At 72.2% G+C, this 22,185-nt stretch carries 24 protein-coding genes; 11 read left to right on the top strand and 13 right to left on the bottom strand.

Annotation, left to right across the window (positions count from 1 at the left end; all coding sequences use genetic code 11):
* The first annotated feature begins 85 nt into the window (after nucleotides 1–85).
* Nucleotides 86–682 carry an FxsA family membrane protein gene (gene fxsA / locus P3T35_RS23525; RefSeq protein WP_280707604.1) on the top strand — a complete coding sequence of 199 codons (597 nt, stop codon included), beginning with the start codon at nucleotides 86–88 and terminating at the stop codon, nucleotides 680–682.
* A gap of 162 nt (nucleotides 683–844) precedes the next feature.
* Here fxsA and P3T35_RS23520 read toward each other — a convergent pair whose 3' ends face one another.
* The 3 genes from P3T35_RS23520 to P3T35_RS23510 all read right to left on the bottom strand — a co-directional run bounded on the left by P3T35_RS23520 (nucleotide 845) and on the right by P3T35_RS23510 (nucleotide 3,251).
* Nucleotides 845–1,219 carry an RNA polymerase-binding protein RbpA gene (locus P3T35_RS23520; protein WP_101384134.1) on the bottom strand — a complete coding sequence of 125 codons (375 nt, stop codon included), beginning with the start codon at nucleotides 1,217–1,219 and terminating at the stop codon, nucleotides 845–847.
* Between the two features lie 253 nt (nucleotides 1,220–1,472).
* Nucleotides 1,473–3,041, bottom strand: a complete 1,569-nt coding sequence (locus P3T35_RS23515; protein ID WP_101384135.1) for a hypothetical protein — start codon at nucleotides 3,039–3,041, stop codon at nucleotides 1,473–1,475.
* Between the two features lie 15 nt (nucleotides 3,042–3,056).
* On the bottom strand, nucleotides 3,057–3,251 hold the full coding sequence (locus P3T35_RS23510; protein WP_101384136.1) for a hypothetical protein: 195 nt from the start codon (nucleotides 3,249–3,251) through the stop codon (nucleotides 3,057–3,059).
* 192 nt (nucleotides 3,252–3,443) lie between these two features.
* Here P3T35_RS23510 and P3T35_RS23505 point away from each other — a divergent pair, with 192 nt between their 5' ends.
* The 4 genes from P3T35_RS23505 (at nucleotide 3,444) to P3T35_RS23490 (ending at nucleotide 6,430) form a co-directional block, all read left to right on the top strand.
* A complete protein-coding gene (locus P3T35_RS23505) occupies nucleotides 3,444–3,920 on the top strand; it encodes a GNAT family N-acetyltransferase (RefSeq protein ID WP_101384137.1) in 477 nt (158 codons plus the stop codon).
* Between the two features lie 246 nt (nucleotides 3,921–4,166).
* The gene (locus P3T35_RS23500; RefSeq protein WP_141632438.1) at nucleotides 4,167–4,418 is read left to right on the top strand and encodes a hypothetical protein; all 252 of its coding nucleotides are present in this window, start codon (nucleotides 4,167–4,169) and stop codon (nucleotides 4,416–4,418) included.
* A gap of 20 nt (nucleotides 4,419–4,438) precedes the next feature.
* Nucleotides 4,439–5,074, top strand: a complete 636-nt coding sequence (locus P3T35_RS23495; protein ID WP_180356781.1) for an acyl-CoA thioesterase — start codon at nucleotides 4,439–4,441, stop codon at nucleotides 5,072–5,074.
* A gap of 102 nt (nucleotides 5,075–5,176) precedes the next feature.
* On the top strand, nucleotides 5,177–6,430 hold the full coding sequence (locus tag P3T35_RS23490) for an alanine racemase (RefSeq protein WP_280707597.1): 1,254 nt from the start codon (nucleotides 5,177–5,179) through the stop codon (nucleotides 6,428–6,430).
* A 32-nt stretch (nucleotides 6,431–6,462) separates the two neighbouring features.
* On the opposite strand, the gene P3T35_RS23485 is transcribed toward P3T35_RS23490, so the two are convergent.
* Together P3T35_RS23485 and P3T35_RS23480 are read right to left on the bottom strand one after the other, a co-directional pair.
* A complete protein-coding gene (locus tag P3T35_RS23485; protein WP_101384140.1) occupies nucleotides 6,463–7,338 on the bottom strand; it encodes an SGNH/GDSL hydrolase family protein in 876 nt (291 codons plus the stop codon).
* A gap of 115 nt (nucleotides 7,339–7,453) precedes the next feature.
* Nucleotides 7,454–8,338, bottom strand: a complete 885-nt coding sequence (locus tag P3T35_RS23480; protein ID WP_101384141.1) for a hypothetical protein — start codon at nucleotides 8,336–8,338, stop codon at nucleotides 7,454–7,456.
* Between the two features lie 518 nt (nucleotides 8,339–8,856).
* Between P3T35_RS23480 and P3T35_RS23475 the strand changes: the two genes are divergently transcribed.
* The 3 genes from P3T35_RS23475 (at nucleotide 8,857) to P3T35_RS23465 (ending at nucleotide 12,025) form a co-directional block, all read left to right on the top strand.
* The gene (locus P3T35_RS23475) at nucleotides 8,857–10,503 is read left to right on the top strand and encodes an APC family permease (protein WP_101384142.1); all 1,647 of its coding nucleotides are present in this window, start codon (nucleotides 8,857–8,859) and stop codon (nucleotides 10,501–10,503) included.
* 79 nt (nucleotides 10,504–10,582) lie between these two features.
* Nucleotides 10,583–11,422 (top strand): SAM-dependent methyltransferase, encoded by an 840-nt coding sequence (locus P3T35_RS23470; RefSeq protein ID WP_101384143.1) that lies wholly within the window; start codon nucleotides 10,583–10,585, stop codon nucleotides 11,420–11,422.
* 126 nt (nucleotides 11,423–11,548) lie between these two features.
* Nucleotides 11,549–12,025, top strand: a complete 477-nt coding sequence (locus tag P3T35_RS23465; protein WP_180356782.1) for a hypothetical protein — start codon at nucleotides 11,549–11,551, stop codon at nucleotides 12,023–12,025.
* A gap of 54 nt (nucleotides 12,026–12,079) precedes the next feature.
* Here the strand turns inward: P3T35_RS23465 and P3T35_RS23460 are convergent, their stop codons facing one another.
* The 4 genes from P3T35_RS23460 to P3T35_RS23445 all read right to left on the bottom strand — a co-directional run bounded on the left by P3T35_RS23460 (nucleotide 12,080) and on the right by P3T35_RS23445 (nucleotide 14,504).
* A complete protein-coding gene (locus P3T35_RS23460) occupies nucleotides 12,080–12,529 on the bottom strand; it encodes an SRPBCC family protein (RefSeq protein ID WP_101384144.1) in 450 nt (149 codons plus the stop codon).
* A gap of 4 nt (nucleotides 12,530–12,533) precedes the next feature.
* On the bottom strand, nucleotides 12,534–12,695 hold the full coding sequence (locus tag P3T35_RS23455) for a hypothetical protein (protein ID WP_180356783.1): 162 nt from the start codon (nucleotides 12,693–12,695) through the stop codon (nucleotides 12,534–12,536).
* 110 nt (nucleotides 12,696–12,805) lie between these two features.
* Nucleotides 12,806–13,504 (bottom strand): transcriptional regulator, encoded by a 699-nt coding sequence (locus tag P3T35_RS23450; RefSeq protein WP_101384145.1) that lies wholly within the window; start codon nucleotides 13,502–13,504, stop codon nucleotides 12,806–12,808.
* A gap of 91 nt (nucleotides 13,505–13,595) precedes the next feature.
* Complete coding sequence (locus P3T35_RS23445) at nucleotides 13,596–14,504, bottom strand: glutaminase (RefSeq protein WP_101384146.1); 909 nt, start codon at nucleotides 14,502–14,504, stop codon at nucleotides 13,596–13,598.
* 79 nt (nucleotides 14,505–14,583) lie between these two features.
* On the opposite strand from P3T35_RS23445, the gene P3T35_RS23440 reads away from it, so the two are divergent.
* On the top strand, nucleotides 14,584–15,450 hold the full coding sequence (locus tag P3T35_RS23440) for a DNA-formamidopyrimidine glycosylase family protein (RefSeq protein WP_101384147.1): 867 nt from the start codon (nucleotides 14,584–14,586) through the stop codon (nucleotides 15,448–15,450).
* A gap of 81 nt (nucleotides 15,451–15,531) precedes the next feature.
* Nucleotides 15,532–17,169 carry an AMP-binding protein gene (locus P3T35_RS23435; protein WP_101384148.1) on the top strand — a complete coding sequence of 546 codons (1,638 nt, stop codon included), beginning with the start codon at nucleotides 15,532–15,534 and terminating at the stop codon, nucleotides 17,167–17,169.
* On the opposite strand, the gene P3T35_RS23430 is transcribed toward P3T35_RS23435, so the two are convergent.
* Entirely contained in the window at nucleotides 17,166–19,241 is a 2,076-nt protein-coding gene (locus P3T35_RS23430) for an elongation factor G-like protein EF-G2 (protein WP_101384149.1), read from the bottom strand. The two genes, P3T35_RS23435 and P3T35_RS23430, sit on opposite strands and share 4 nt — an antisense overlap.
* A gap of 281 nt (nucleotides 19,242–19,522) precedes the next feature.
* On the opposite strand from P3T35_RS23430, the gene P3T35_RS23425 reads away from it, so the two are divergent.
* The gene (locus P3T35_RS23425; RefSeq protein WP_101384150.1) at nucleotides 19,523–19,858 is read left to right on the top strand and encodes a PqqD family peptide modification chaperone; all 336 of its coding nucleotides are present in this window, start codon (nucleotides 19,523–19,525) and stop codon (nucleotides 19,856–19,858) included.
* 13 nt (nucleotides 19,859–19,871) lie between these two features.
* Here P3T35_RS23425 and P3T35_RS23420 read toward each other — a convergent pair whose 3' ends face one another.
* The 3 genes from P3T35_RS23420 to P3T35_RS23410 are packed head-to-tail and all read right to left on the bottom strand — an operon-like array spanning nucleotide 19,872 to nucleotide 22,043.
* Nucleotides 19,872–20,357: a GNAT family N-acetyltransferase gene (locus P3T35_RS23420; RefSeq protein WP_101384151.1), complete on the bottom strand. Its 486-nt coding sequence runs from the start codon at nucleotides 20,355–20,357 to the stop codon at nucleotides 19,872–19,874.
* Nucleotides 20,358–20,416: 59 nt separating this feature from the next.
* Nucleotides 20,417–20,731 carry a DUF6191 domain-containing protein gene (locus P3T35_RS23415; protein ID WP_101384152.1) on the bottom strand — a complete coding sequence of 105 codons (315 nt, stop codon included), beginning with the start codon at nucleotides 20,729–20,731 and terminating at the stop codon, nucleotides 20,417–20,419.
* Between the two features lie 49 nt (nucleotides 20,732–20,780).
* On the bottom strand, nucleotides 20,781–22,043 hold the full coding sequence (locus P3T35_RS23410; protein ID WP_101384153.1) for an MFS transporter: 1,263 nt from the start codon (nucleotides 22,041–22,043) through the stop codon (nucleotides 20,781–20,783).
* Nucleotides 22,044–22,185 lie beyond the last annotated feature (142 nt).

Genomic DNA, 22,185 nt, shown 5'->3' with positions numbered 1-22,185 from the left:
ACCGTTGTCCACGGTGGCGCCCGCGACCGTGCGGGGCAGGCCCGGACGGCGCCGATCGGCGCCCGCCATGGAGTGGATTCGTACCGTGACCCAGCACGTTGACCCGACCCGTGCCCCCGGCCGCCCGTCCGGCCGTCGCAGCCGGCTGCGACGAGTGCTCCCGATCCTGGTGGTCGTCTGGCTGCTGCTGGAGATCTGGCTGATGATCCAGGTGGCCTCGGTCATCGGCGGGCTGCTGGTGGTGCTGCTGCTGATCGTGAGCGCGGTGGTGGGCTCCCGGCTGATCAAGCGGGCCGGGCTGCGCGCGCTGCGCAACGCCTCCACCGCCTTCGAACAGGGCCGGCTGCCGGAGCCCGGCTCCGCCGAGACCGGCACCAGCCTGACCGTGCTGGCCGGCCTGCTGCTGATCCTGCCCGGCTTCCTGTCCGACGCGGTGGCGCTCACCCTGCTCTTCCCGCCGACCAGGGCGCTGTGGCGGATGGTCGGCCGCCGGGCCGCCCGCAGCCTGGTCCGCACCGGCCCGGCCGGCGATCCGCTGTCGGACGCGCTGCGGATGCAGCAGCAGTTCCGGATCCACCGGCCGGACGGCAAGGTGGTGCAGGGCGAGGTGGTCGACCCGGCCGAGCCCGCTCCCGGCCCCCGTACCGATGACCAGGGGCCGCGCCCGCCGCTGTCCCGCTGAACCACCGTCAGTTCGGCAGCGCACGCACAGCCGAGGCAGCGCCAAGCGCTGCCGAGCGGCATCGCGAAGCGCAGCCGAGCAGCGCCTAGCCGAAGCCGAGCAGCACGAAGCCCTGGAGCCCGATCACCGGATCGGGCCCCAGGGCTTCGTGGTTCGCCTGGGTCAGGCGCTCTTGCGCGTGTCCCGCGGGTGCACCGCGAGGTTCATACCGCCGGAGCGGAGCACAGCCAGCCGCTCGGCCAGCACCTCCTCCAGCTCCTCCCGCGTCCGGCGCTCCATCAGCATGTCCCAATGGGTCCGGGTCGGCTTGGTCTTCTTCTCTTCCGGCTCGTCGCCGTCGAGCAGGACGGCCTCGGTGCCGCAGAAGCGGCACTCCCACACCGAGGGGATCTCCGCCTCGACGGAGAAGGGCACCTCGAACCGGTGTCCGTTCTGACATGCGTACTCGACGGTCTGGCGCGGGGCCAGATCAATGCCACGGTCGGTCTCGTAGCTAGTGGCGCCGAGTCGCGTGCCTCGGAGAGCTCGCTCGCTCATGAATCGTGCCTCCAGGGCTTATGGCCCACAGGACTAGTTGGGGTCGCTGTCTTCGTCGTTCGGTCAACGCTCGGCCGTCGACGAAGATTCCCGTCCGGGACGTGCTCGTCTGTCGTGCCGCCCCTGTTTGTACCCATCTCCGTCCGATTTGTCACATCTAGAGTGGGATATCACCCTCAGTGTTGTGAAATTCGCACCGCGTGACGGAATCGGCTTTTCGCGCTGCCCATTTGTCCGAGTGCTGAGCGTGCGTTCACCGCAGCGGGGCAGGACGGGCCGCCTTCCGCAGATCGACCGGAGCGGCCGACTGGTGCTCGGGCAGCGGCGGGGCGGCCGCCTCGATCCGGCTGTCGTGGTACGGCAGCAGGGCGATCACCGCGTCCCGCAGCCGGGCCGGCGCCTCCTCGTCCAGCGGGTCCACCGTCGCCGGAACCTGCAGCCGGACCGGGGCTTGGTTGCCGATCCGGGCGTACCCGCGGCCGGGCGGGGCCTGCGCGGCGGGCGCGATGTCCAGCGGCATGCCGAGCGCCGCGGCCAGTTCGGACGCCGGGTGGTCGCCCAGCACCACCCGGGCCCGGGTGGCGGCCCGCAGCGTCGGCGACAGCCGGCCGGCGGCCTCGACCGTCTCGACGGTCACCACCGTGACCCGGGCGGCCCGGCCGTGCCGCAGCGGCACCTCCAGCAGCCCCTGCGGATCCGGTCGGCCCTCCGCCTGGGCCAGCTCGGACAGCTCGGTGGGGTGGTCGAGCAGCAGCCACAGCGGGCGCAGCGCCTCGACGGGCGCCGGGTCGCCGCGGTGGCGGGCGGCGTTCAGCGCGGCCAGCCGCCACTCGGTCTCCTGGGCCGCCCACTCCAATGCGGCCACCGCGCCGTGCAGGCTGGTCTCCACGGTGTGCACGCCGGGCCGGTTGACCAGGCAGGCGTGGTCCCCGGTGCCGGCGCCGTCGATCACCAGCAGCTCGCCGTGGGTCAGCGCCTGCAGGGCGATGGTGCGCAGCAGCGTGGAGGTCCCGGAGCGGGCGCTGCCGAGCGCCAGCAGGTGCGGCTCGGCGGAGCGCGGGCCGGTGCGCCAGACCACCGGCGGCCGGTGGCCGGGCTGGTCGCCGTGGGTGACCGGGATCCGGCGCTGGGTGGCGTCCGGGTCGGTGAAGCCCAGCACGATCTCGCCGGGCGCGGTCACCCAGGACTGGGCCGGCACCTCGATCGGCAGCGGGGCCAGCGCGGTGACCCGCAGGGTGCTGCACTCCTGGTCCCAGTCGAAGCGGTACTCCCGGGCCCGTCCGGCCTTGCCCTGCACCACTTGTTCGATCCGGGACCGGGCGGCGGACTCGGTGTCGGTGAAGTAGGCGGGGTAGCCGATCTCCAGGGTGCTGAGCCGGCCGTCGGCGTCGAAGGACCAGCCGTCGAAGGCGTCCCGGTAGCCGCCGTCGGGGCGGTAGAGCGGGGAGAGGTCGTCGGGGGCGGCCAGGTACGGGGTGAGCGCGGCGTAGAGCGCGGGCAGCTTGACCTCGGCGGGGTCAGGTGCCGGTTCGGCCGGCGCACTGGGATGCCGCCCGTTCCAGGCGGCACTGCCGATCAGCGCGGCCACCGCCAGGATCGGCCCGTGCGGCAGCAGCACGACGCCGACCAGCGCCGCGACGGCGAGCAGCGCGGTGGGCCCGCGCTTGTCCCTGGGGGTGGCCTGCCAGCGGGCGGCGGTCCAGCCGGCGTGCCGCCGCAGGCCCCGCCCGATCAGGGTGAGCGGGGCGAACATGTCGGCGGCGTGGTCTCCGGCGGTGCGGGCGAAGTCCCGACCGCGGGTCAGATGACGGGTGACGGACATGGTCGGACGGGGCCCTCAGAACTTGATGCCGCCGAGCAGGCCCGCCAGGCTGGCGCCGCCGGCCTGGATGCTCGGCGCGATCGCGGTGCCCGCCAGGTAGAAGCCGAAGAGGGAGCAGACCAAGGCGTGCGAGACCTTGAGCCCGCCCCGTCTGAAGAAGACGACGGCGATGGTGCCGAACAGGACGATGCTGGAGATGTTCAGGATCACGGGACTGCTCCTCGGTGCGGCGGGCCGGGTGTCACTGTGGTGATGATGTGACGGATCGTTCCAACATCGTGACAAAAAGTAATAGATGACGGAATGAGGCAAACGGGTGATTCTGGCCCGCTCCATCCGCCGAAGGCGGGGACCGCATGAAACTGATCATCAGATGAGTGGCTCGCCGTATGCTTGGCGGCCATGGAGCTTCGCATCACCGGCTACGACCACCCCGACGCCGTCACTCTGACGGAGGCGGTCCAGCAGGAGTACATCGCCCGTTACGGCGGGATCGACACCACCGAGATGAAGGCCGAGCACTTCACCGCGCCGCTCGGCGTGTTCGTGGTCGGATATCTGGACGGCGCGCCGGTCGCCTGCGGCGGTTGGCGGGCGAAGGACGGCGACTACCCGCATCTGCGGGACGGCGATGCCGAGCTCAAGCGGATGTTCGTGGTCCCCGGGGCCCGCGGCCGGGGCCTGGCCCGAGCGCTGCTGCGGCACCTGGAGGAGAGCGCGGTCGCGGCCGGTCGGCGCCGGGTGGTGCTGGAGACCGGCACCGAGCAGCCCGAGGCGGTGGCCCTCTACCACTCCGAGGGCTATCTCCCGATCACCAAGTTCGGCGTCTACCGGGACGCGCCCGAGAGCATTCACCTCGGCAAGGAACTCGGGGACTGAAGTCAACACTGAAATGCTGACAGTCCGCCGATCGGCTGGTCACTTGACTGACGACGGTGAATTATCCGTACTCCGGACGTGGGGTCATGTCACCCCTGGGTGGATGAACGGCGAATCGGGCACTCGGGCTGGGTTAGCGTCGTGCCCGCTGGCGGCACCCGGGCATTCGGGCGCCGCCCTTCCCTGCTAACCGCCATTTCCCCCCAGGAGAACCCTGTGCACGACAATTGCCCGCCGGAATGCAGCGTGGTCGCCGCCGACAGTCTGCGGCTCGCGGTCGGCGCGCTCGACGCTTTCTCCGCCTGCGCCGGCGCGGCGAACGTGGCCGGGCGGATCAGCGTGGTGGTCGAGCTGTGCGAGGCGGTGGACCGGGCGCTGGACTCGCTGGTGGTCCGGATGGCGGCCGAGGCGGCCGAGGAGGGCTGGACCAGCGGCCACATGCGTGAGGCCGCCCCCGCCTACCACGCCCGGCTGCAGCGCGCCCTCGCCCTGGCCTAGTGGCGACCGTGATGATGACGATGACCACGATGACCGCGGAGCAGCGGCCCGCCGGGACCGCTCACCGCAGCGCCCATGTGCTGTGCTGCCCGACCCGGTGGAGCGACGTCGACGAGAACGGGCACATCAACAACGCCCGGCTGGTCGGCTACATCCAGGAGGGCATCTACGACCTCTTCCACCACCATGCCCAAGCCGTGCGGGAGTCGCTCTTCCCGGCCGGCTTCCTGATCGCCCGGCATGAGATCGACTACCTGGAGCAGCTGCACCACCGGCCCGAACCGCTGCTGGTGCGGCTCACGGTGGAGCGGCTCGGCCGCAGCTCGGCACACGTGCGGGTGGATGTGTGCCGGGACCCGTTCACCTACATGACGGCCCGTACCGTCGTGGTGGCCCGGGACCGCGACTCCGGGCGGTCGCGCCGGCTCACCCCGGCCGAACGCCTCTTCCTAGCCCAGTACATGACGGAGGTTCACCTCGCCGCGATCGAGCGGACCGCACCGCCCAGGATCACGCCCAACGCGATGCCGCAGCGCCAGCCCGACCAGCCGGCTGACCGTCAGCTGACCGTTCATCAGAGCGGCGGTCAGCCGCGCGGCCAGTCGCGCAAGGTGCCCGCTCCCCGGTCGGGCAGCCGCGGACTCTGCCGGATCTGACCCGCGCGCCCCGGGGGTGCCGGCCTCGGCGCCCCCGACCCGGCCCGCCGACGCGTGCTACAACTGTGGCTTCAAGATGCGGGTGGACCGGGAGGTGTCAGGGTGGACCGGGCGAAAGTGGCGGAGCTGGCGGCGGAGCGGATCGACTGGCGCTTCAAGGCGCTGCCCTCCTCCGCCTGGGGCCGCACGGTCGCGGAGTACCTGGCCGGCGGGCCGACCCTGGACGACTTCGGCACCCCGCTGCTGACCCTGGACCAGGGCGCGCTCGACCACAACCTGCGGACCATGGCCAACTGGAGCACCCAGGCCGGCGCATGGCTGGCCCCGCACGGCAAGACCACCATGGCCCCGGCACTCTGGCAGGCCCAACTGGACGCCGGCGCCTGGGCCATCACCCTGGCCAACCTCTCCCAGCTGCACGTTGCCCGAGCCTTCGGCGTACGCCGGCTGGTGCTCGCCAACACCCTGCTGGATCCGCACGGACTCGCCTGGCTGGCAAGCGAGTTGGACAACGATCCGGAGTTCTGGTTCGTCTGCTGGGTGGACTCGGTGGCCGCCGTCGAGCAGATGGACCGCGCGCTGCGGGCCGCCGGTGCGCAGCGCCCGGTGGACGTCCTGGTCGAGGTCGGCGGACCGGGTGGCCGCACCGGCGTCCGCGACCTGGACACCGGGGTCGCCGTCGCGCGCGCCGCGGCAGCCGCCCCGACGCTGCGGCTGACCGGACTGGGCGGTTACGAGGGGGTGCTCGCCCATGACGCCGAACCGGCCGCGCTGGCAAAGGTGGAGCGCTACCTGCTGGCCGTGCGGGAGCTGCACACCCGGCTGCGCGACGAGCAACTCCTCGACCAGGCCGAGCAGGTGCTGCTGAGCGCCGGCGGCAGCAGCTACTTCGACCAGGTGGTGGAGCTGCTCGGTGCCGTCCCCGGCACCCGCCTTGTGCTGCGCTCCGGGGCCTACCTGATCCACGACGACGGCCTCTACCACGGCCTGTCGCCGCTCGCCCGGGGCGCCGGCGGCAGGCCGCTGCGAGCCGCGATGCACGGCTGGGCCAGGGTGCTCTCGCATCCCGAGCCCGACCTGGTCCTGCTGGACGGCGGCAAGCGGGACTTCCCGTTCGACGAGGGCCTGCCGACCGTGCAACGCACCCGCGCCGGGCGGCCGTTGACCGGTACCGTGACCGGGCTCAACGACCAGCACGCCTATCTGCGCGGCAGCACCGCCCGGATCGGCGAGGTGGTCCGGCTGGGCCTGTCGCACCCCTGTACCGCCTTCGACCGGTGGACCATGATCCCGGTCGTCGACGACGCCGACGCGCCGGACCCGCGCGTGGTCGACCTGGTGCGGACGTTCTTCTGAGGGCCGGCCCCGCGCGGTGCGGGGCCAGCGGGTCAGAACTTCGCCAGGAAGGCGTCCGCCATCACCTGGTAGCCGGTGTCGTTGGCGTGGATGTCGCCGCGCGACATGTTGGTCCACTCCATGATCCGGGCCACGTTCAGCGGCACCTGCTGTCCGCCCAGGTCGACCAGCGGCAGGAAGGAGTTGGTGCTGAACGCCCCCGCCACGTCCGCGGTCGGCACCCCGTGCGCCCAGTCCTGGAGCTCCAGGGCGGCGTTGAGGGTGTCGGCCAGCGGCACCGACACGGTGGCCAGCACCTTGCCCTGGTTGCCGGTCATCCAGGCGGCCAGGAACGGGTCGTAGAGGTTCATCCCGACGAACCGGGTGTGCGGGCCGGCGGCGGCCTTGAGGCGGTTCAGGATGGTGCCCAGGTCGCGGCCGGCGGTGGCGATGCCGGTGGCGGCGCAGCCGGCGTTCAGCGAGCCGCCCTCGGCGCAGCCGTCCACGTTGTTGGCGCCGATGTCCAGCGTGACCACCAGGTCGTCGCCGTGGTGGGCCTTCAGGTAGCTGACGGCGGCGTCGATCTGGGCGCCCTGGAAGGTGTGCGGGTAGGGGCAGCCGCCGTTCAGCATCGAACCGGTGGTCTCGCCCGGGCAGCCCAGGTCGGTGAACGAGAAGTCGCGGCCCGCGGCGGTGGCCCGCTGCTCCAGGGTGCGGGCGATGTCCTGGGCGTAGCCGTGGCCGACCTCGTTGCCGCCGCCGGGCAGCGTCTGGTAGCCGGCGGCCAGCGAGTCGCCGAGCGCCAGGTAGTAGGTGTGCTTGGCCTCGTTCGCCGAGGCCGGCCCGGCCGCCAGGCCGAGCAGGGCGGCGCCGAGCACGGCGACGCCGGTTGCCGCGCGCAGGCGGCGGCTGACTGCGGATATGCGCATGAACCCTCCCAGGGCACTCGCGCGTGACCCGGGTGGTCGCGCGTGAGTGGGACCCGGTGAGGTTACTAACTGGTAGAGGTCATGTGAACAGTCGGGGCACCAGTGGTCGCGGCGGTCAGCTCTGCGGGATGGCCACCAGTTGGAGCGCCGCCAGGTCGGCCAGCGGCTCGGCGACGCTGCAGGTGCCGAAGGAGGTGAACACGGCGCGGACCGCCGCCACCTGGTCGCCGGTCAGCTCGGTCAGCTCGGCCGCGATGCCGTCCCCGTCCCGCCGTGCCAGCAGCGCCGCCAGCTCCGGGTGCTCGGCGCCGCCGAGTGCCGCGTGGGTGGCCAGCAGCAGGTTGAGGAAGCCGTGGTGCGCGAAGCCGGTGTCCGGGTCGTCGTGCCGCAGCGCGTGGTGCAGGCCGGCGGTGAACTTGACGGCCACCTTGCGGTAGACGGCGCCGTAGAGGAAGGAGGCCAGCTCCAGCTCGCCGGGGAAGGCGGTGGCCGCCGTGCCGCCGGTGCGGAACTTGGCCCGGTACGGGCCGCCCTCCAGCTCGTCCAGCGCCAGCAGCAGTTCGTCGCCGCGGGGGAGCTCGATCGCGGTCGGCGCGACGGGCGCGTACTCGGGCAGCAGCCGTTCGAGCGCGGCGCGCACCCGGCGCACCCCCTCGGGGGCCGGCACGTCCCGGTCGGCCGGCACCTCGATGCCGGCGATCCGCAGCCGCGGGTCGGCCGCCACGGCCCGCAGTGCCGGCTCCAGGCCCGCGCTGCCGTCCGGCACGATCAGCCCGACGGCCAGCCCGCCGTCGCCCAGCTCCGCGCCGAGCGCCCCGATCCGCCCCGCGCCGCACAGGAACGGGCCCACCAGGTCGGCGTACCACGCGGTGCGGTGGGCCCGGTGGGCGGGCACGGCCTCGGAGAGCGGGAGGTCGCCGGGCGGGAAGATCGCCGCGTCGTCGCAGAGCCCCGCGAAGAGCGGCGGGATCACGCTCGGGGAGGCCTGAGGGGTCGTCATCGGGGCTCGTCCTTCTCCGCTCGCGGGGGCACGCCGATGTGCCCCCTCGGCCTGAGCCTGCCGCAGCCCGGCGGGCCGGGGCAAGAGGGGCACCGCTGTGGGGCCGGACACGCCGCCGTTCGGGTGACGATCCGACCAGTGCCACCGGACATCGGTGTCCGATATTCGAAGGCCTACGCCTCAGTAAGCAGACGATATGAAGGGGACGACACCCCCGGAGAACGCATCACGACCGGGGGGAGTGGAAAGCTCAAAAGAAGCTCAACCGAAAGCTGGGTGGATCCTCAGGGGATCCTCAGATATTCAGGCGGATTCTGCGGGTGTGTAAGTGGTCAACTGCCTTGGCGGCGCTGACCTGCGGTGATCTCAGCAGCTGGACAGCTGATGCGATTACCCAATTCCCGTGCTAGCGACCCCCCGGAACATAACTATTCGGAACACGGGTCTTTGCAGATCCCTAATCGACCGCTAGCGTTCACCGCACTCTCACCCGCCATCATTGAAGAGGGTCCCCACACATGGCAGTTGTTGACAAAATAGCGTCGTCCGGTACTGGCACCGGTAACAAACTCCGCCGGGACATCGGCCTGATCGGGCTGCTCTGGGCCTCGGTCGGCTCGATCATCGGCTCCGGCTGGCTGTACGGCGCGAAGAACGCAGTGGTGGTCGCCGGTCCCGCGGCCGTCATCTCGTGGGGGATCGGGGCCGTCGCCATCGTTCTGCTCGCGCTGGTCCACGCCGAGCTGGGCGGGATGTTCCCGGTCGCCGGCGGCACGGCGCGCTACCCGCACTACGTCTTCGGTGGCCTGGCCGGCATGAGCTTCGGCTGGTTCTCCTGGCTGCAGGCGGCCACCGTGGCGCCGATCGAGGTCGAGGCCATGATCGGCTACTCCAGCCACTTCGGGAAGTTCTTCCAGGACCTCCAGAACACCAACGGCACGCTGACGCCCACCGGCTTCGCCGTCGCCGCCGTGCTGATGGCGGTCTTCGTCGCCGTCAACTTCCTCGGCGTGCGGGTGCTCGCCCACACCAACAGCGCCGCCACCTGGTGGAAGATCTTCATCCCGCTGCTGGCCATCTTCGTGCTGGCGTTCACCCACTTCCACGCGTCCAACTTCACCTCGCACGGCTTCATGCCGTTCGGCGCGAAGGGCGTGCTCGGCGCGATCAGCACCAGCGGCATCATCTTCGCTCTGCTCGGCTTCGAGCAGGCGATCCAGCTCTCCGGTGAGAGCAAGAACCCCAAGCGCGACATCCCCCGCGCGGTGCTCGGCTCGGTCGCCATCGGCGCGGTCATCTACACGCTGCTGCAGGTGGTCTACATCGGTGCCATCCCGGGCGCCAGCATCGTCAAGGGCTGGGCCAACCTCGACTACGCGGGCATCAGCGGCCCGTTCGCCGGCCTGGCCACCGTGATCGGTCTCGGCTGGCTGGCCTGGGTGCTGTACGTCGACGCGGTGATCTCGCCCGCTGGAACCGGCCTGATCTACACCACCTCCACCTCCCGGATCTCCTACGGCCTCAGCAAGAACGGCTACGCCCCGGAGCTCTTCCAGCGCACCGACAGCCGGGGTGTGCCGTGGTTCGGCCTGGCGATCTCCTTCGTCACCGGCGTCGTCTGCTTCGCGCCCTTCCCGAGCTGGCAGCAGCTGGTCAGCTTCATCACCTCGGCCAGCGTGCTGATGTACGCCGGCGCCCCGCTGGCCTTCGGCGCGCTGCGGGTCCGCAAGCCGGACATGCACCGCCCGTACCGCCTGCCGGCCGGTGAGGTCATCGCCCCGCTCTCCTTCGTGGTCGCCAGCCTCATCATCTACTGGTCCGGCTGGGACACCCTGTGGCGCCTGGGCCTGGCGATCGTCTTCGGCTACCTGCTGCTCGGCGGCTACGCCTGGTACGCGACCACCAAGCAGCTGCCGAACGCGCCGCGCCTGGCCTTCAAGGCCGCGCAGTGGCTGCCGGCCTACCTGATCGGCCTGGGCGTCATCTCCTACCTGGGCGGCTTCGGCCCCAGCGCGAAGAACATCATCCCGCTCTGGGTCGACATGGCGATCGTCACGGTCTTCTCCCTCGCCATCTACTACTGGGCCCGCGCCGTGGCGCTGCCCGCCGAGGAGATCGACCGCAACATCTCCGACGTCGAGGTGGTCGACGAGGGCGGTCACTGACACACCGTCCGCTCAGCTGACAGCCGCCGGCGCCGAACTCACGTCCGAGTTCGGCGCCGGCCGCGTTAGCATCCGCCGCATGAGTAAGGAACAGATCCCCGACGGGGTCGGCCGTACCGCGATCGGCGTGGCCCGGGTGCGGGCCCACGAGAGCACCCGTCGGGACCGCCTCTTCAACGACCCCTACGCGGCCGCCTTCGTCGTCGCCGACGGCCGCCGCGACCTGGCCGTCACCGCCAAGCCGTCGCCGGGGCTGATCGCGATGGTCCGCCATCTGGTGCTGCGCACCCGCTTCTTCGACGACTACCTGCTGGCCGCGGCCGAGTCCGGCTGCCGCCAGGTGGTGGTGCCGGCGGCCGGCCTGGACACCCGGGCCTTCCGGCTCGACTGGCCCGCCGGCACCCGGTTCTTCGAACTCGACATGCCCGCCGTGCTGGCCTTCAAGGAGCGGGTGCTCGCCGAGCAGGGCGCCCAGCCGGCCGGCCCGCGCACCGTGATCGCGATCGACCTGCGCGAGGACTGGGCCACCGCGCTGACCAGCGCCGGCTTCGATCCGACCGCGCCGACCGTCTGGCTGCTGGAGGGCCTGCTGGTCTACCTGGACTCCGACGACGTCGAGGCGATCCTCACCACCGTCACCGGACTCAGCGCCCCGGGCAGCCGGCTGGCCCTCACCCACGGCCTCGGCAACCGGGGCCGGCGGCAGGCCCCCGAACCGCACGCCCCCGAGCACGCCGCCGCCGAACTCACCGCCGTGGTGGCCCTCTGGCGCGGCGGCCTGAACGAGGACCCGGTCGCCTGGCTGGACCGGCACGGCTGGCGGGCCAGGCGCAACGACCGCGCCGACGTCGCGGTCGCCGTGGGCCGCGGCGCCGACTACGTCACCTCGCAGCGCAGCTTCGTCACCGCCGAGAGGTAGGTGGCGGCCGGGCACACAGCGAGCCGCCCGCCCGGTGTGGCCGCCCACACGGGGGCCCGAGCGGCCCGCGCCTAACGTGTCGGGGCGCGGGCCGACGGGGCCCCGGGCGAAGGGAGTTGACGCGGCGTGCGGGTACGACAGCGAGTGCTCACGGTGGTGGTGCCGGTGCTGCTCGGTGCGGTCGGGCTGGCCCGCCCGGCAGCGGCCGCCACACCCTCCTACCCGACCATGGAGGCCAACTACACGACGGTGGCCAACGGTTGGGACCACGTCGAGCGCTATCTCGACACCACCACCGGGTTCCACCCAGGTGGACCTGATCGGCTGGAGCAAGGGACGACTACCCGGGCCGGCGGCAGATGCTGGCCCGCTGGGACGGCACCTTCGGCATCGACCAGACCCAGCAGGACTGGCACACCACGCACTACGGCGGTCAGGGCTTCTACGCCGACGGCGGCGGCATCCAGGCCGATCGACGCCGGTTCGCTGATCGCCCCGCTGCAGGCCGCCGGTGTGCCCGCGAGCGGGCAGGCCTACCTGCTGGCCGTGAAGCTGGAGCAGCCCGCGGAGTTCCTGGCCGCGCTGCTGGAGCACCTGGGCTGACACACGTCGAGCGGTCCCCGGCGGGGGACCGCTCGACCTGGTGGCCGGCGTCGGTCAGGGGCCGCCCGGGATCGGGCGGTCGGACTCGACCAGCTGCTTGAAGTGCTCGAGGTCGCCGCGCACGGTCCGCTCGATCGCGCCGGACTGGGCGAAGCCGCGCGGGCCGCCATAGGTCTGGTGCACGGCATCCGGCTCGTACTCGAGCCGCACCTGCATCTGGGTCGAGCCGGCGTCCAGCTGCCGCAGCACCACCGTGCCGTTCAGATGGGCGCCGTCCATGGTGCGCCAGTTCATCACCTGGTCGCCGCCGCGGTCGGTGATCTCGGTCTCGAAGGCCCGCTCCTGGCCGCGCACCTCGGTTTCGAGGTGGGCCCGGTGGTTGCCGTGGGCGTGGGCGTGCTTCACGCCGTCGACGAAGTCCGGGTACTGGTGCACCCGGTGCAGCTGCTCCCAGGCCACCTGCATCGGGACGTCTAGGTCGATCTGCTCTTCCAGCGTGTGCATCCGATCACTCCGGGTACTCGAAGGGGTCGCCTTCCGCGCGGGACTCGTCCTGCGCGTGCTTCACCTGCTCGGAGGTGACACCCTCCAGCAGAGTGGTGTCCTCCTGCTCCTTCTCCTTCGCCGGAGTGGCGTCCTCACCAGGCCGCTCCGGACTGACGGTGGGCATCAGAACCTCCGCGGTTCCGGCGGCCGACCGGGACGGTCCGCCGCGACACCTCCAGCCTGCGCCCGGTGACGCGACCCGGGCAACCAGAGCCGCTGCCCCTGGGCCAGGCCTCAGGCCAGGCCCAGTCCGGAGTCGACCGTCGGTTCGGCGGTGGGGGAGAGGCCGGCCAGGGTGTTCCAGAAGAGCAGCTCGTAGGACTGCAGCAGGCGGCCGTAGCGGCGGCCCTCGGCGAGCTTGCCGGCGTCCAGGCCGCCCGCGGCCACCACCGCGATCGCCTCCTCCTCCAACTCCGGCGCCGGGGTGGCGAAGAAGTCGAAGAACGCGCAGGCCTGGTCGGAGAAGCCGTAGTGCCGGCGCAGCGCCGCCGCGGTGATCGCGCAGTAGCGGCCCCAGGCGTCGAAGTTGGCGGTGAGCGCGAGCACCGTGGCGACCGGCTCACCGTTCAGCGCCAACCAGGCCAGCTGCGCCGGGTAGGCCTGGCAGCCGGCCAGCGGCTCGCGGTCGGCCAGCTGGGGCTCGTCCAGGCCGCAGGCGGCGGCGAGCGGCGGCAGCTCGGCCAGGGCCTGGGCCTCGCCGGCCGCCAGCGTGGCGAAGTACGCCCCGGCGGGGGTGTCCGCGCAGCGGGCGGCGAGCACCAGCAGGCTGCGGCGGTCGCTGCGGATGATCCGGTACTCCTGGGCGGCGAGCTCGGCGATCAGTGAGACCGGCACCAGGCCCTGGTCGATCCGCGGCACCAGCCGGTTCTCCGATTCGGCGGGAGCCAGCTCCTGGCGGATCGTCAGCAGGGCCTCGCGGGGCGTCTGGATCATCGTCGGAAGCTCCTGGGTCGGCACGTTCCGACCCAGGGTATCCGTCCGGTCGCGGTGCGTCAGCGTGAATGCCCGGCGTGTCGTCGGCGGCTCAGAAGACGGACCAGCCGGTGGCCGTGGTGAAGGCTTCGAGCGCTGCCACCGAGCCCACCGAGTTGCCGGCTCGGTCGAGGGCCGGGCCCCAGGCGCAGAGCGTGCCGCGACCCGGGACGACGGCCAGGATGCCGCCCCCGACGCCGCTCTTGCCCGGCAGGCCGACCCGGTAGGCGAAGTCCCCGGCCGCGTCATAGGTGCCGCAGGTCAGCAGCACCGCGTTCACCCGCTTGGCGTCGCTGGCGGCGAGCAGCCGGCTGCCGTCGGCGCGCACGCCGTGCCGGGCCAGGAAGAGGCCGGCCAGGGCCAGGTCGCGGCAGCTGGCGGCGATCGCGCAGTGCTCGTAGTAGTGCTGGAGCACGGACTCGACCGGGTTCTCCAGATTGCCGTAGCTGGCGATGAAGTGGGTGAGTGCCGCGTTGCGGTGGCCGTGCTCGGCCTCGGAGGCGGCCACCAGGTGGTCGGTGTCCAGGTGCGGGTTGCCGGACTCGTCGCGCAGGAACTCGCGGATCGCGGCGCCCGCGTTGCCGGTCAGGCTGAGCAGCCGGTCGGTCACCACGATGGCGCCCGCGTTGATGAACGGGTTGCGCGGAATGCCGTGTTCGGACTCCAACTGCACCAGGGAGTTGAACGGCGTGCCGGACGGCTCCCGGCCGACCCGGTGCCAGATGGCGTCGCCGGTGGCCAGGGTCAGGGCCAGGGCGAACAGTTTGGAGATGGACTGGATGGAGAACGGGGTCTGCCAGTCCCCGGCGCCGTACACCTCGCCGTCCACGGTGGCGAGCGCCAGCCCGAAGGCGTTCGGGTCCGCCGCGCCCAGGGCGGGTATGTAGTCGGCCACCCGGCCGGTGGCCAGCATCGGGCGGGCCGCCTCCACGGCTAGCTCGAGCTCGTGCTGAAAGTCCATCTGCTGATCTGACATATGGCCGACCCTTTCATGGCGTGGCGCCGCTGACCAGCGGCGATGGCCCGGCAGACTGGCTGGCGTGCCGGAGCTGCCAGAAGTCGAGGCGCTGAGCGCCTACCTCACCGAGCACCTGGTCGGCCGGGAGATCGGGCGCATCCACCCGGTGGCGATCAACGTGCTGAAGACCTACGACCCGCCCGTCACCGCGCTCCAGGGGCGCACCGTCGACGCGGTGGGGCGGCGCGGCAAGTTCCTGGTGATCAGTGCGGGCGACCTGCACCTGGTGGTGCACCTGGCCCGGGCCGGCTGGCTGCGCTGGCAACAGAAGCTGCCCGCCACCCCGCCCCGCCCGGGCAAGGGCCCGCTGGCCCTGCGGGTGCAGCTGGCCGACGATCCCGCGACCGGCTTCGACCTCACCGAGGCCGGCACCCAGAAGCGGCTGGCCGTCTACTGCGTCACCGACCCCGAGCAGGTGCCCGGCATCGCCCGGCTCGGCCCCGACCCCCTCGACCCGGCGTTCACCGCAGCCGAGTTGCACCAGCTGCTGGCCGGGGAGAAGCGCCAGCTCAAGGGCGTGCTGCGGGACCAGAGCGTGCTGGCCGGCATCGGCAACGCCTACTCCGACGAGATCCTGCACGCCGCCAGGATGTCCCCGTTCAAACTGGCCGCCCGGCTCAGCGAGGCGGAGACCGCCACCCTCCACGCGGCGATCGGCGACACCCTGCGGGACGCGGTCGAACGCTCCCGGGGCCTGGCCGCCGGTGAGCTGAAGGCCGAGAAGAAGACCGGCCTGCGGGTGCACGGCCGCACCGGACAGCCCTGCCCGGTCTGCGGCGACACCATCCGCGAGGTCTCCTTCGCCGACTCCTCCCTGCAGTACTGCCCGACCTGCCAGACCGGCGGCAAACCGCTGGCCGACCGGAGGCTCTCCAAGCTGCTGAAGTAATCCGTGGGGGACTGGTCACGGTCCGTCAGGTGTGGCAGCCTCGCAACCGCCAGCAGCAGCCCTCACCCCCGGAGCAGCACCATGCCCGTCGCCGCCCAGCCCAGCCACGCCCGCGGCCCCGTCGAACCGCCCCTGCTGACCGGCACCATCGGCGCCGACCTGGCTCGCACGGTGGCCGCGTTCGGCGATCGGGAGGTACTGGTCGACGTCCCCAGCGGCCGGCGCTGGACCTACCGCCAGTTCAGTGCCGACACCGAGACGGTCGCGCTGGGCCTGCTGGCGCTCGGCGTGCGGACCGGCGACCGGGTCGGCATCTGGTCGCCCAACTGCCCCGAGTGGGTGCTGCTGCAGTACGCCACCGCGCGGATCGGCGCCGTCCTGGTCACCGTCAACCCCAGCTACCGCACCCATGAACTGGAGTACGTACTGCGGCAGTCCGGGGTGCGCACCGTGGTGGCGATGCCCGCCTTCAAGACCTCCGACTACGCCGCGATGCTCGCCGAGGCCCGGCCCGGCTGCCCCGAGCTGCGCGATGTGCTGCTGATCGGCGAGGACTCCTGGGAGCGGCTCCTGACGGCGGGCCGGCAGCGCGACCCGGCCGAACTCGCCGCGATCGCGGAGCAGTTGACCGCCGACGACCCGATCAACATCCAGTACACCTCGGGCACCACCGGCTTCCCGAAGGGTGCCACCCTGTCGCACCGCAACATCCTCAACAACGGTTACTTCGTCGGGGAGTTGTGCGAATACACCGAGGCCGACCGGATCTGCGCGCCGGTCCCGTTCTACCACTGCTTCGGCATGGTGATGGCCAACCTGGCCGCCACCTCGCACGGCGCCTGCGTGGTCATCCCGGCCCCCGCGTTCGACCCGGCCGCCACCCTGGCCGCCGTCGCCGCCGAACGCTGCACCTCGCTCTACGGCGTGCCCACCATGTTCATCGCCGAGCTCAACGACCCGAGCTTCGCCGAGTACGACCTGAGCACCCTGCGCACCGGCATCATGGCCGGCTCACCCTGCCCCGCCGAGGTGATGAAGCAGGTCATCGAGCGGATGCACATGCGCGACGTGTCGATCTGCTACGGCATGACGGAGACCTCCCCGGTCTCCACCCAGACCCGCAGCGGCGACAGCTTCGAGCAGCGGATCCGCACCGTCGGACGGGTCGGCCCGCACCTGGAGGTCAAGGTCGTCGACCCGGTCAGCGGTGCCACCGTGCCGCGCGGCGCCGTCGGCGAACTCTGCACCCGCGGCTACTCGGTGATGCGCGGCTACTGGAACGAGCCGGAGCGGACCGCCGAGGCCGTCGACGCGCAGGGCTGGATGCACACCGGCGACCTCGCGGTGATGGACCAGGACGGCTTCCTCGCCGTCACCGGGCGGATCAAGGACATGGTGATCCGCGGCGGCGAGAACATCTACCCCCGGGAGATCGAGGAGTTCCTGCTCACCCACCCCGACATCCTGGACGCCCAGGTGATCGGCGTGCCCGACGAGAAGTACGGCGAGGAGCTGATGGCCTGGGTTCGGCTGCGCCCCGGTGCCGCCGAGCTCACTCGGGGCGCCCTGCGCGCCTTCTGCACCGGCAAGTTGGCGCACTACAAGATCCCGCGCCATCTGCACCTGGTCGACGCCTTCCCGATGACCGTCAGCGGCAAGGTCCGCAAGGTGGAGATGCGCGAGGCGGCGGTGCGGCTGCTGGCCGAGCAGACCGACTAGTCGTCGGCCTTCGCCAGCTTGGCGGCCAGCGCGGCCGGCATCGGCTCGTAGCGCAGGGGGCTCCGGGTGAACGAGCCGGTGCCATGGGTCAGCGCCCGCAGATCGACCGCGTACCGGGTCAGCTCCAGCTCGGGCACCTCGGCCCGCAGCAGGCTCTGGCCCGGGCCGGCCGGCTCGGTGCCCAGGACCCGGGCCCGGCGGACCGACAGATCGCTGAAGACCGGGCCCTGGTACTCGTCCGGCAGCAGCACCGCCACCTCGGCCACCGGTTCCAGCAGCCGGATCGCGGTCCGGGAGGCGGCGTCCCGCAGCGCCAGCGCCCCCGCCGACTGGAAGGCCGCGTCCGAGGAATCCACCGAGTGGGCCTTGCCGTCCACCAGCGTCACCCGCACGTCCACCAGCGGATGGCCGTCGCCCACGCCCTTCTCCAGCTGGGCCCGCACCCCCTTCTCCACCGAGGGGATGAAGTTCTTCGGCACCGCGCCGCCCACCACCTGGTCGACGAACTCGAACCCGGTGCCGCCCGGCAGCGGCTCCACCCGCAGCTCGCAGATCGCATACTGCCCGTGCCCGCCGGACTGCTTGACCAGGCGGCCGTGCCCGGTCGCCGTGCCGCCGAAGGTCTCCCGCAGCGCCACCTTGTACGGCACCTGCGCCACCTGCACCCCGTGCTGCTCGGCCAGCTGGTGCAGCACCACGCCCACGTGCGCCTCGCCGGTGCACCAGAGGACCAGTTGACGGGTCGCCGGGTTCTGCTCGACCCGCACGGTCGGATCCTGCGCGGACAGCCGGGCCAGCCCCTGGGAGAGCTTGTCCTCGTCGCTGCGGCTGTGCGCCTCGATCGCGATCGGCAGCAGCGGCTCGGGCAGGCTCCACGGCTCCAGCCGCTGCGGCGCCGCCGGATCCGACACGGTGTCGCCCACCCGGGCCGAGGCCAGCTTGCCGACGCAGACCAGATCACCCGCCACCGCCCGGTCCATGGCGCGCTGCTGCTTGCCGAACGGGGAGGTCAGCCCGGCGGCCCGCTCCTCCACCGGCTCGCCGTCCGGCCCGGCCACCAGCAGCGCCTCGTCCGGGTGCAGGGTGCCGGTGAAGACCCGGACCAGGCTGAGCCGGCCGACATAGGGGTCGCCGGTGTTCTGGATCACCTGGGCGACCAGCGGGGCGTCCGGGTCGGGGCGCTGGTCGGCGGGCAGGGGTTCGGGCAGCGGGCGGTCCGGCGGCGCCGGGAAGGTCGAGACGATCAGGTCCAGCAGGTCCACCGCGCCGGTGCCGTCCTCGGTCAGCGGCAGCACGGGGTGGATCGAGTCGTGCAGCACCGCCCCGCGCAGGCCCCGGGTCAGCGCGCCGGAGTCCAGCTGCTCGCCGCCGAGGTAGGCCTCCAGCAGCTCGTCGTCCTCACCGGCGATCGCCTCCACCAGCCGCTCCCGGGCCGGCTCGGTCGGCGGCAGCGGGTCGGCCTGGCCGTGCGTCTCGCCGGAGAGCAGTTCGACCGTGCCGCGCATCCGGCCGTCGCTGCGCACCGGCAGGTCCATGGGCTGCACGGCGTCCGGGTGCCCGTCGGCGAAGGCCTGCTGACAGGCCGCCAGCACCTCGTCGAAGTCGGCCCTGGCCGCATCCATATGGGTGACGGCGATGGCGCGGGGCAGCCCGGCCCGCGCGCACTCCTGCCAGAGCGCCAGCACCGGACCGGTCACCGGGTCGGTCGCGGAGATGGTGAAGACCGCCGCGTCGGCGGCCCGCAGCGCGGCGCGCAGCTCACCGGCGAAATCGGCGTGGCCGGGCGGGTCCAGCAGGTTGATCTTGACGCCCCGCCATTCGATCGGGACCAGCGAGAGCCGCACCGAGCGCTGCTGCTGATGCTCGATCTCCTCGAAGTCCGAGACGGTGCTGCCCTCGCTGACCTTGCCCGCCCTGGTGAGCGCACCCGCGGCCAGGGCCAGCGACTCGGTGAGCGTGGTCTTGCCGGAGCCGCTCACCCCGACCAGCACCACGTTGCGCAGCTCCTGCGGCCCCGACACGGCCGGTGCCTGAGCGGCGGCTCCGGTGCGGGACGTGGCGCGCTCGGACATCGCGGCTCCTCGGGGTGGCGCTGGGCGTTGGTGGGGCGTTCCACCGCCGAGCTTTCCACCGCCACCGGGAGGCGGCCATCGGGGCGCGCCGCAGGTGGGATCCGGAGCGGGCCGCAGGTGGGATCCGACGAGCAGAGGTGAGGTTCGTCGAGTCAGTCCGATTCGCTGATCAAATGACCGGGGTTCACTCGATCCGGCGATTGCGAGCGACCCCGTGCCTGGCTCAGGCTTGGAGCCGAGCTCTTCCATCCTCATCACCCTGAGAACGGTGGCAGTAGCCCATGGGCGAATGGTGCGGCCAGGCAGACGGCTGGGTGGGACGCGGGGCGTTGGCCCACCCGGTGGGCTGGCGGCTCGGGATCGGCGTGCGGCTGGGGCGGGACGAGGCGCGAGGGCTGCCGACCCTGCTCCTCTCCGAGGGCGCCCTGCCGCTCAACGAGACTGCCGCCGCCGTGCTGCGCCTGTGCGACGGCAGCCGGGGCGCCGCCGACATCACCGCCGCGCTGCTCGCCGAGCACCACTCGGTGGCCGGCGAGCAGGTGCTGGCCTTCCTGTCCGGCCTGGCCGAACAGGGCCTGATCGAGGGCACCTGCCTCGGGCCGGGCGGCTCCTGCTGACTCCTGGTGGCTCTCAGAGCCGATGGAACATCACATGCAGGCCGACCAGGCCGTGATCGGGGTGGTCGAAGGCCTCCGGCACCGTCCCGATGACCTCGAACCCCAGTGACTTCCAGAGGTGCACCGCCGGTGCGTTGACCTCCACCACCGCGTTGAACTGGATCCCGTGGAACCCCTGCGCCCGGCACCACTCGACGACGTACTCACCGAGCGCCCGGCCCGCGCCCTTGCCCCGGTGCGCCGGATCGACCAGGAACGAGGCGGTGCCGATGTGCGAGCCGCGGCCCGGCCGGTTCGGCCCCATCTTCGCCGAGCCCACCACCACGCCGTCCTCGACCGCCACCACGGTCTGCCCCGGCGGCTGCTCCATCCACCACGGCCGCGCCTCCTCCAGGCTCTGGCCCTCGGGGAAGGCATACGTCCGGCCCTCCGCCATGGTCAGGGCGTAGAACGGGTAGATGCTGGGCCAGTCCTCGGCAGACGCAACGCGGATCTCCATGCGGGCCACCGTAGCCAGGTCAGGCCGGGTGCGGCACCCCGTTTGCCGCGCCGGCTGCCTCAGGCGCGGGGCTTGCGGATGACGGCCCGGCCGGCCGTGAGGTCGATCCCGGTGCGCGGCGGAGCACCGTCCTGCTCGTCGTCCCGCAGCACCAACTCAACACGGCGCTGCTCCAGTTGGGCCCGCTTGCCCGGATAGAGCAGGGCGTGCAGCTCCTCGGTCGCGACAGCCCCGGCGCCCCGGCCCGGCTGCGGGCTGCCCGGCGACGGGTGCGCTCTGATCAGGGCTTTTCGGGCGATGGCGGAGACGAAGAACAGCACGGTTACCAAAGCCGGCAGGAGCAGGCCCCCGGCGACACCGAACAGAGCGCTCATGACATGGCCAACGTCGCAGGGGGACCCGATGTTCCAGGTTGACCGCAGGTCAGTCGGCGGCCCGGCTGTGGTCGGCCCAGCGGACCAGCGGCGGCATCAGCAGCCCGGTGGTGACGAAGACGCCGCCCAGCAGCAGCCAGCCGGGCGTGCCCCAACCGATGCACAGCAGGCTCAGGATGGTGGGGGCCAGTACGTCGACGAGGCCGTTGGCGAGGCGGGAGACGCCCGCGTACTGGCCCTGCGCGTGCGCGGGAGCCAGGTGGTAGCGGAGCTCGAAGGCGCCTGCTGCCAGCCAGAGTTCGCCGATGGTGTGGGCGAGCGCACCGAGCAGGAGCAGCAGCGCGGCGAGCCAGCCGGGCAGCCCGGTGGCCAGACCGACCAGCGCCAGTCCGACGAAGAACGCCCACCCCGAGCGCCGCCAGGAGCGAGCGGCCGCCGCACTGTTCTCGACCCCGTGCCCCACCTTGACCTGCAGGACCACCACCAGGGCGGTGTTGAGCAGTGCGACGGCGCCGACGAACCAGCGCGGTGCGTGGGTGTGCCCGACGATCCACAGCGGGGTCGCGAAGAGCAGCACATCGCCCTGCAGCGAGGTGATCGCGTCCAGCACGGTGAACGCCAGGTACGGGCGGTCGGTGAGCGCCGTACGCCGACCGGCACCCGTCGGTGCCGGCACCGGCGGCACCGACGGCAGCCGCCTGACGACCGCCGCGCTCGCGAGGAAGCTCGCGGCATTGCCCAGCACCAGGCAGAGGTAGGCGGTCCGACTGTCGATCTGCACGACCAGACCGGCGAGCAGCGCACCGACGCTGCCCGCGAGGTTCACGGTGGCGCGCAGGTACGCCCGGAACCTGGCCGGCCGTTCGCCCGCGAGCCCGCGCACCAGTGGCGCCCGCGCGGCCGAACTGGCCGACGTCGCCAGCTGGGTGAGGCAGACCAGCAGCACGAACAGCCAGAACGAGCGGGCCAGCACCAGAGCGGCCATCGCGACAGCCTGGACCAGCAGGGTCAGCAGGTACACCTCGCGCGGCCCGCGCCGGTCCGCCAGCCGCCCGACCGGTATTCCGGACAGCAGCCCGACCAGCGCGCCGATCCCCATGCCGAGCCCCACCTGCACCACGGACAACCCCACCGAGCGGGTGAAGAAGAGCGTGGAACTCAGCATGAACACCGAACTACCGACCTGGTTGACGAAGGTCGCGCTCGCCAGCGTCCGGCGCGGCCCGGGCGGTAGCAGGACGCCGCGGGCGACCAGCCACGGAGCGCGGTGGTCCAGAGGAGTTGATGATGTGGCTGTCTTTGTCGCGGGCATGCTGGAGCGACCGTCCTCGCGGGGAGTGTGGGCAGGGGGGAGCGGCAACCGAGCATGGCTGCCGACGGGCGAGTATTGCGGGGCCAGGACGGTCGGGTGAAGCGCTGGCGAGCTGCGGAAACGTCACATCGGGGACGGGAAC

This window comes from Kitasatospora sp. GP30 (genome assembly GCF_029892145.1).
Taxonomy (GTDB): domain Bacteria; phylum Actinomycetota; class Actinomycetes; order Streptomycetales; family Streptomycetaceae; genus Kitasatospora; species Kitasatospora acidiphila.
This window is presented reverse-complemented; position numbering and strand designations above follow the sequence as displayed.

Coding starts and splice junctions, on each gene's coding strand:
- P3T35_RS23520 (WP_101384134.1), bottom strand. CDS start 1,219: ATGAGCGAGCGAGCTCTCCGAGGCACGCGACTCGGCGCCACTAGCTAC.
- P3T35_RS23515 (WP_101384135.1), bottom strand. CDS start 3,041: ATGTCCGTCACCCGTCATCTGACCCGCGGTCGGGACTTCGCCCGCACC.
- P3T35_RS23505 (WP_101384137.1), top strand. CDS start 3,444: ATGGAGCTTCGCATCACCGGCTACGACCACCCCGACGCCGTCACTCTG.
- P3T35_RS23495 (WP_180356781.1), top strand. CDS start 4,439: ATGACCACGATGACCGCGGAGCAGCGGCCCGCCGGGACCGCTCACCGC.
- P3T35_RS23485 (WP_101384140.1), bottom strand. CDS start 7,338: ATGCGCATATCCGCAGTCAGCCGCCGCCTGCGCGCGGCAACCGGCGTC.
- P3T35_RS23480 (WP_101384141.1), bottom strand. CDS start 8,338: ATGACGACCCCTCAGGCCTCCCCGAGCGTGATCCCGCCGCTCTTCGCG.
- P3T35_RS23475 (WP_101384142.1), top strand. CDS start 8,857: ATGGCAGTTGTTGACAAAATAGCGTCGTCCGGTACTGGCACCGGTAAC.
- P3T35_RS23470 (WP_101384143.1), top strand. CDS start 10,583: ATGAGTAAGGAACAGATCCCCGACGGGGTCGGCCGTACCGCGATCGGC.
- P3T35_RS23460 (WP_101384144.1), bottom strand. CDS start 12,529: ATGCACACGCTGGAAGAGCAGATCGACCTAGACGTCCCGATGCAGGTG.
- P3T35_RS23455 (WP_180356783.1), bottom strand. CDS start 12,695: ATGCCCACCGTCAGTCCGGAGCGGCCTGGTGAGGACGCCACTCCGGCG.
- P3T35_RS23450 (WP_101384145.1), bottom strand. CDS start 13,504: ATGATCCAGACGCCCCGCGAGGCCCTGCTGACGATCCGCCAGGAGCTG.
- P3T35_RS23445 (WP_101384146.1), bottom strand. CDS start 14,504: ATGGACTTTCAGCACGAGCTCGAGCTAGCCGTGGAGGCGGCCCGCCCG.
- P3T35_RS23435 (WP_101384148.1), top strand. CDS start 15,532: ATGCCCGTCGCCGCCCAGCCCAGCCACGCCCGCGGCCCCGTCGAACCG.
- P3T35_RS23430 (WP_101384149.1), bottom strand. CDS start 19,241: ATGTCCGAGCGCGCCACGTCCCGCACCGGAGCCGCCGCTCAGGCACCG.
- P3T35_RS23425 (WP_101384150.1), top strand. CDS start 19,523: ATGGGCGAATGGTGCGGCCAGGCAGACGGCTGGGTGGGACGCGGGGCG.
- P3T35_RS23420 (WP_101384151.1), bottom strand. CDS start 20,357: ATGGAGATCCGCGTTGCGTCTGCCGAGGACTGGCCCAGCATCTACCCG.
- P3T35_RS23415 (WP_101384152.1), bottom strand. CDS start 20,731: ATGAGCGCTCTGTTCGGTGTCGCCGGGGGCCTGCTCCTGCCGGCTTTG.
- P3T35_RS23410 (WP_101384153.1), bottom strand. CDS start 22,043: ATGCCCGCGACAAAGACAGCCACATCATCAACTCCTCTGGACCACCGC.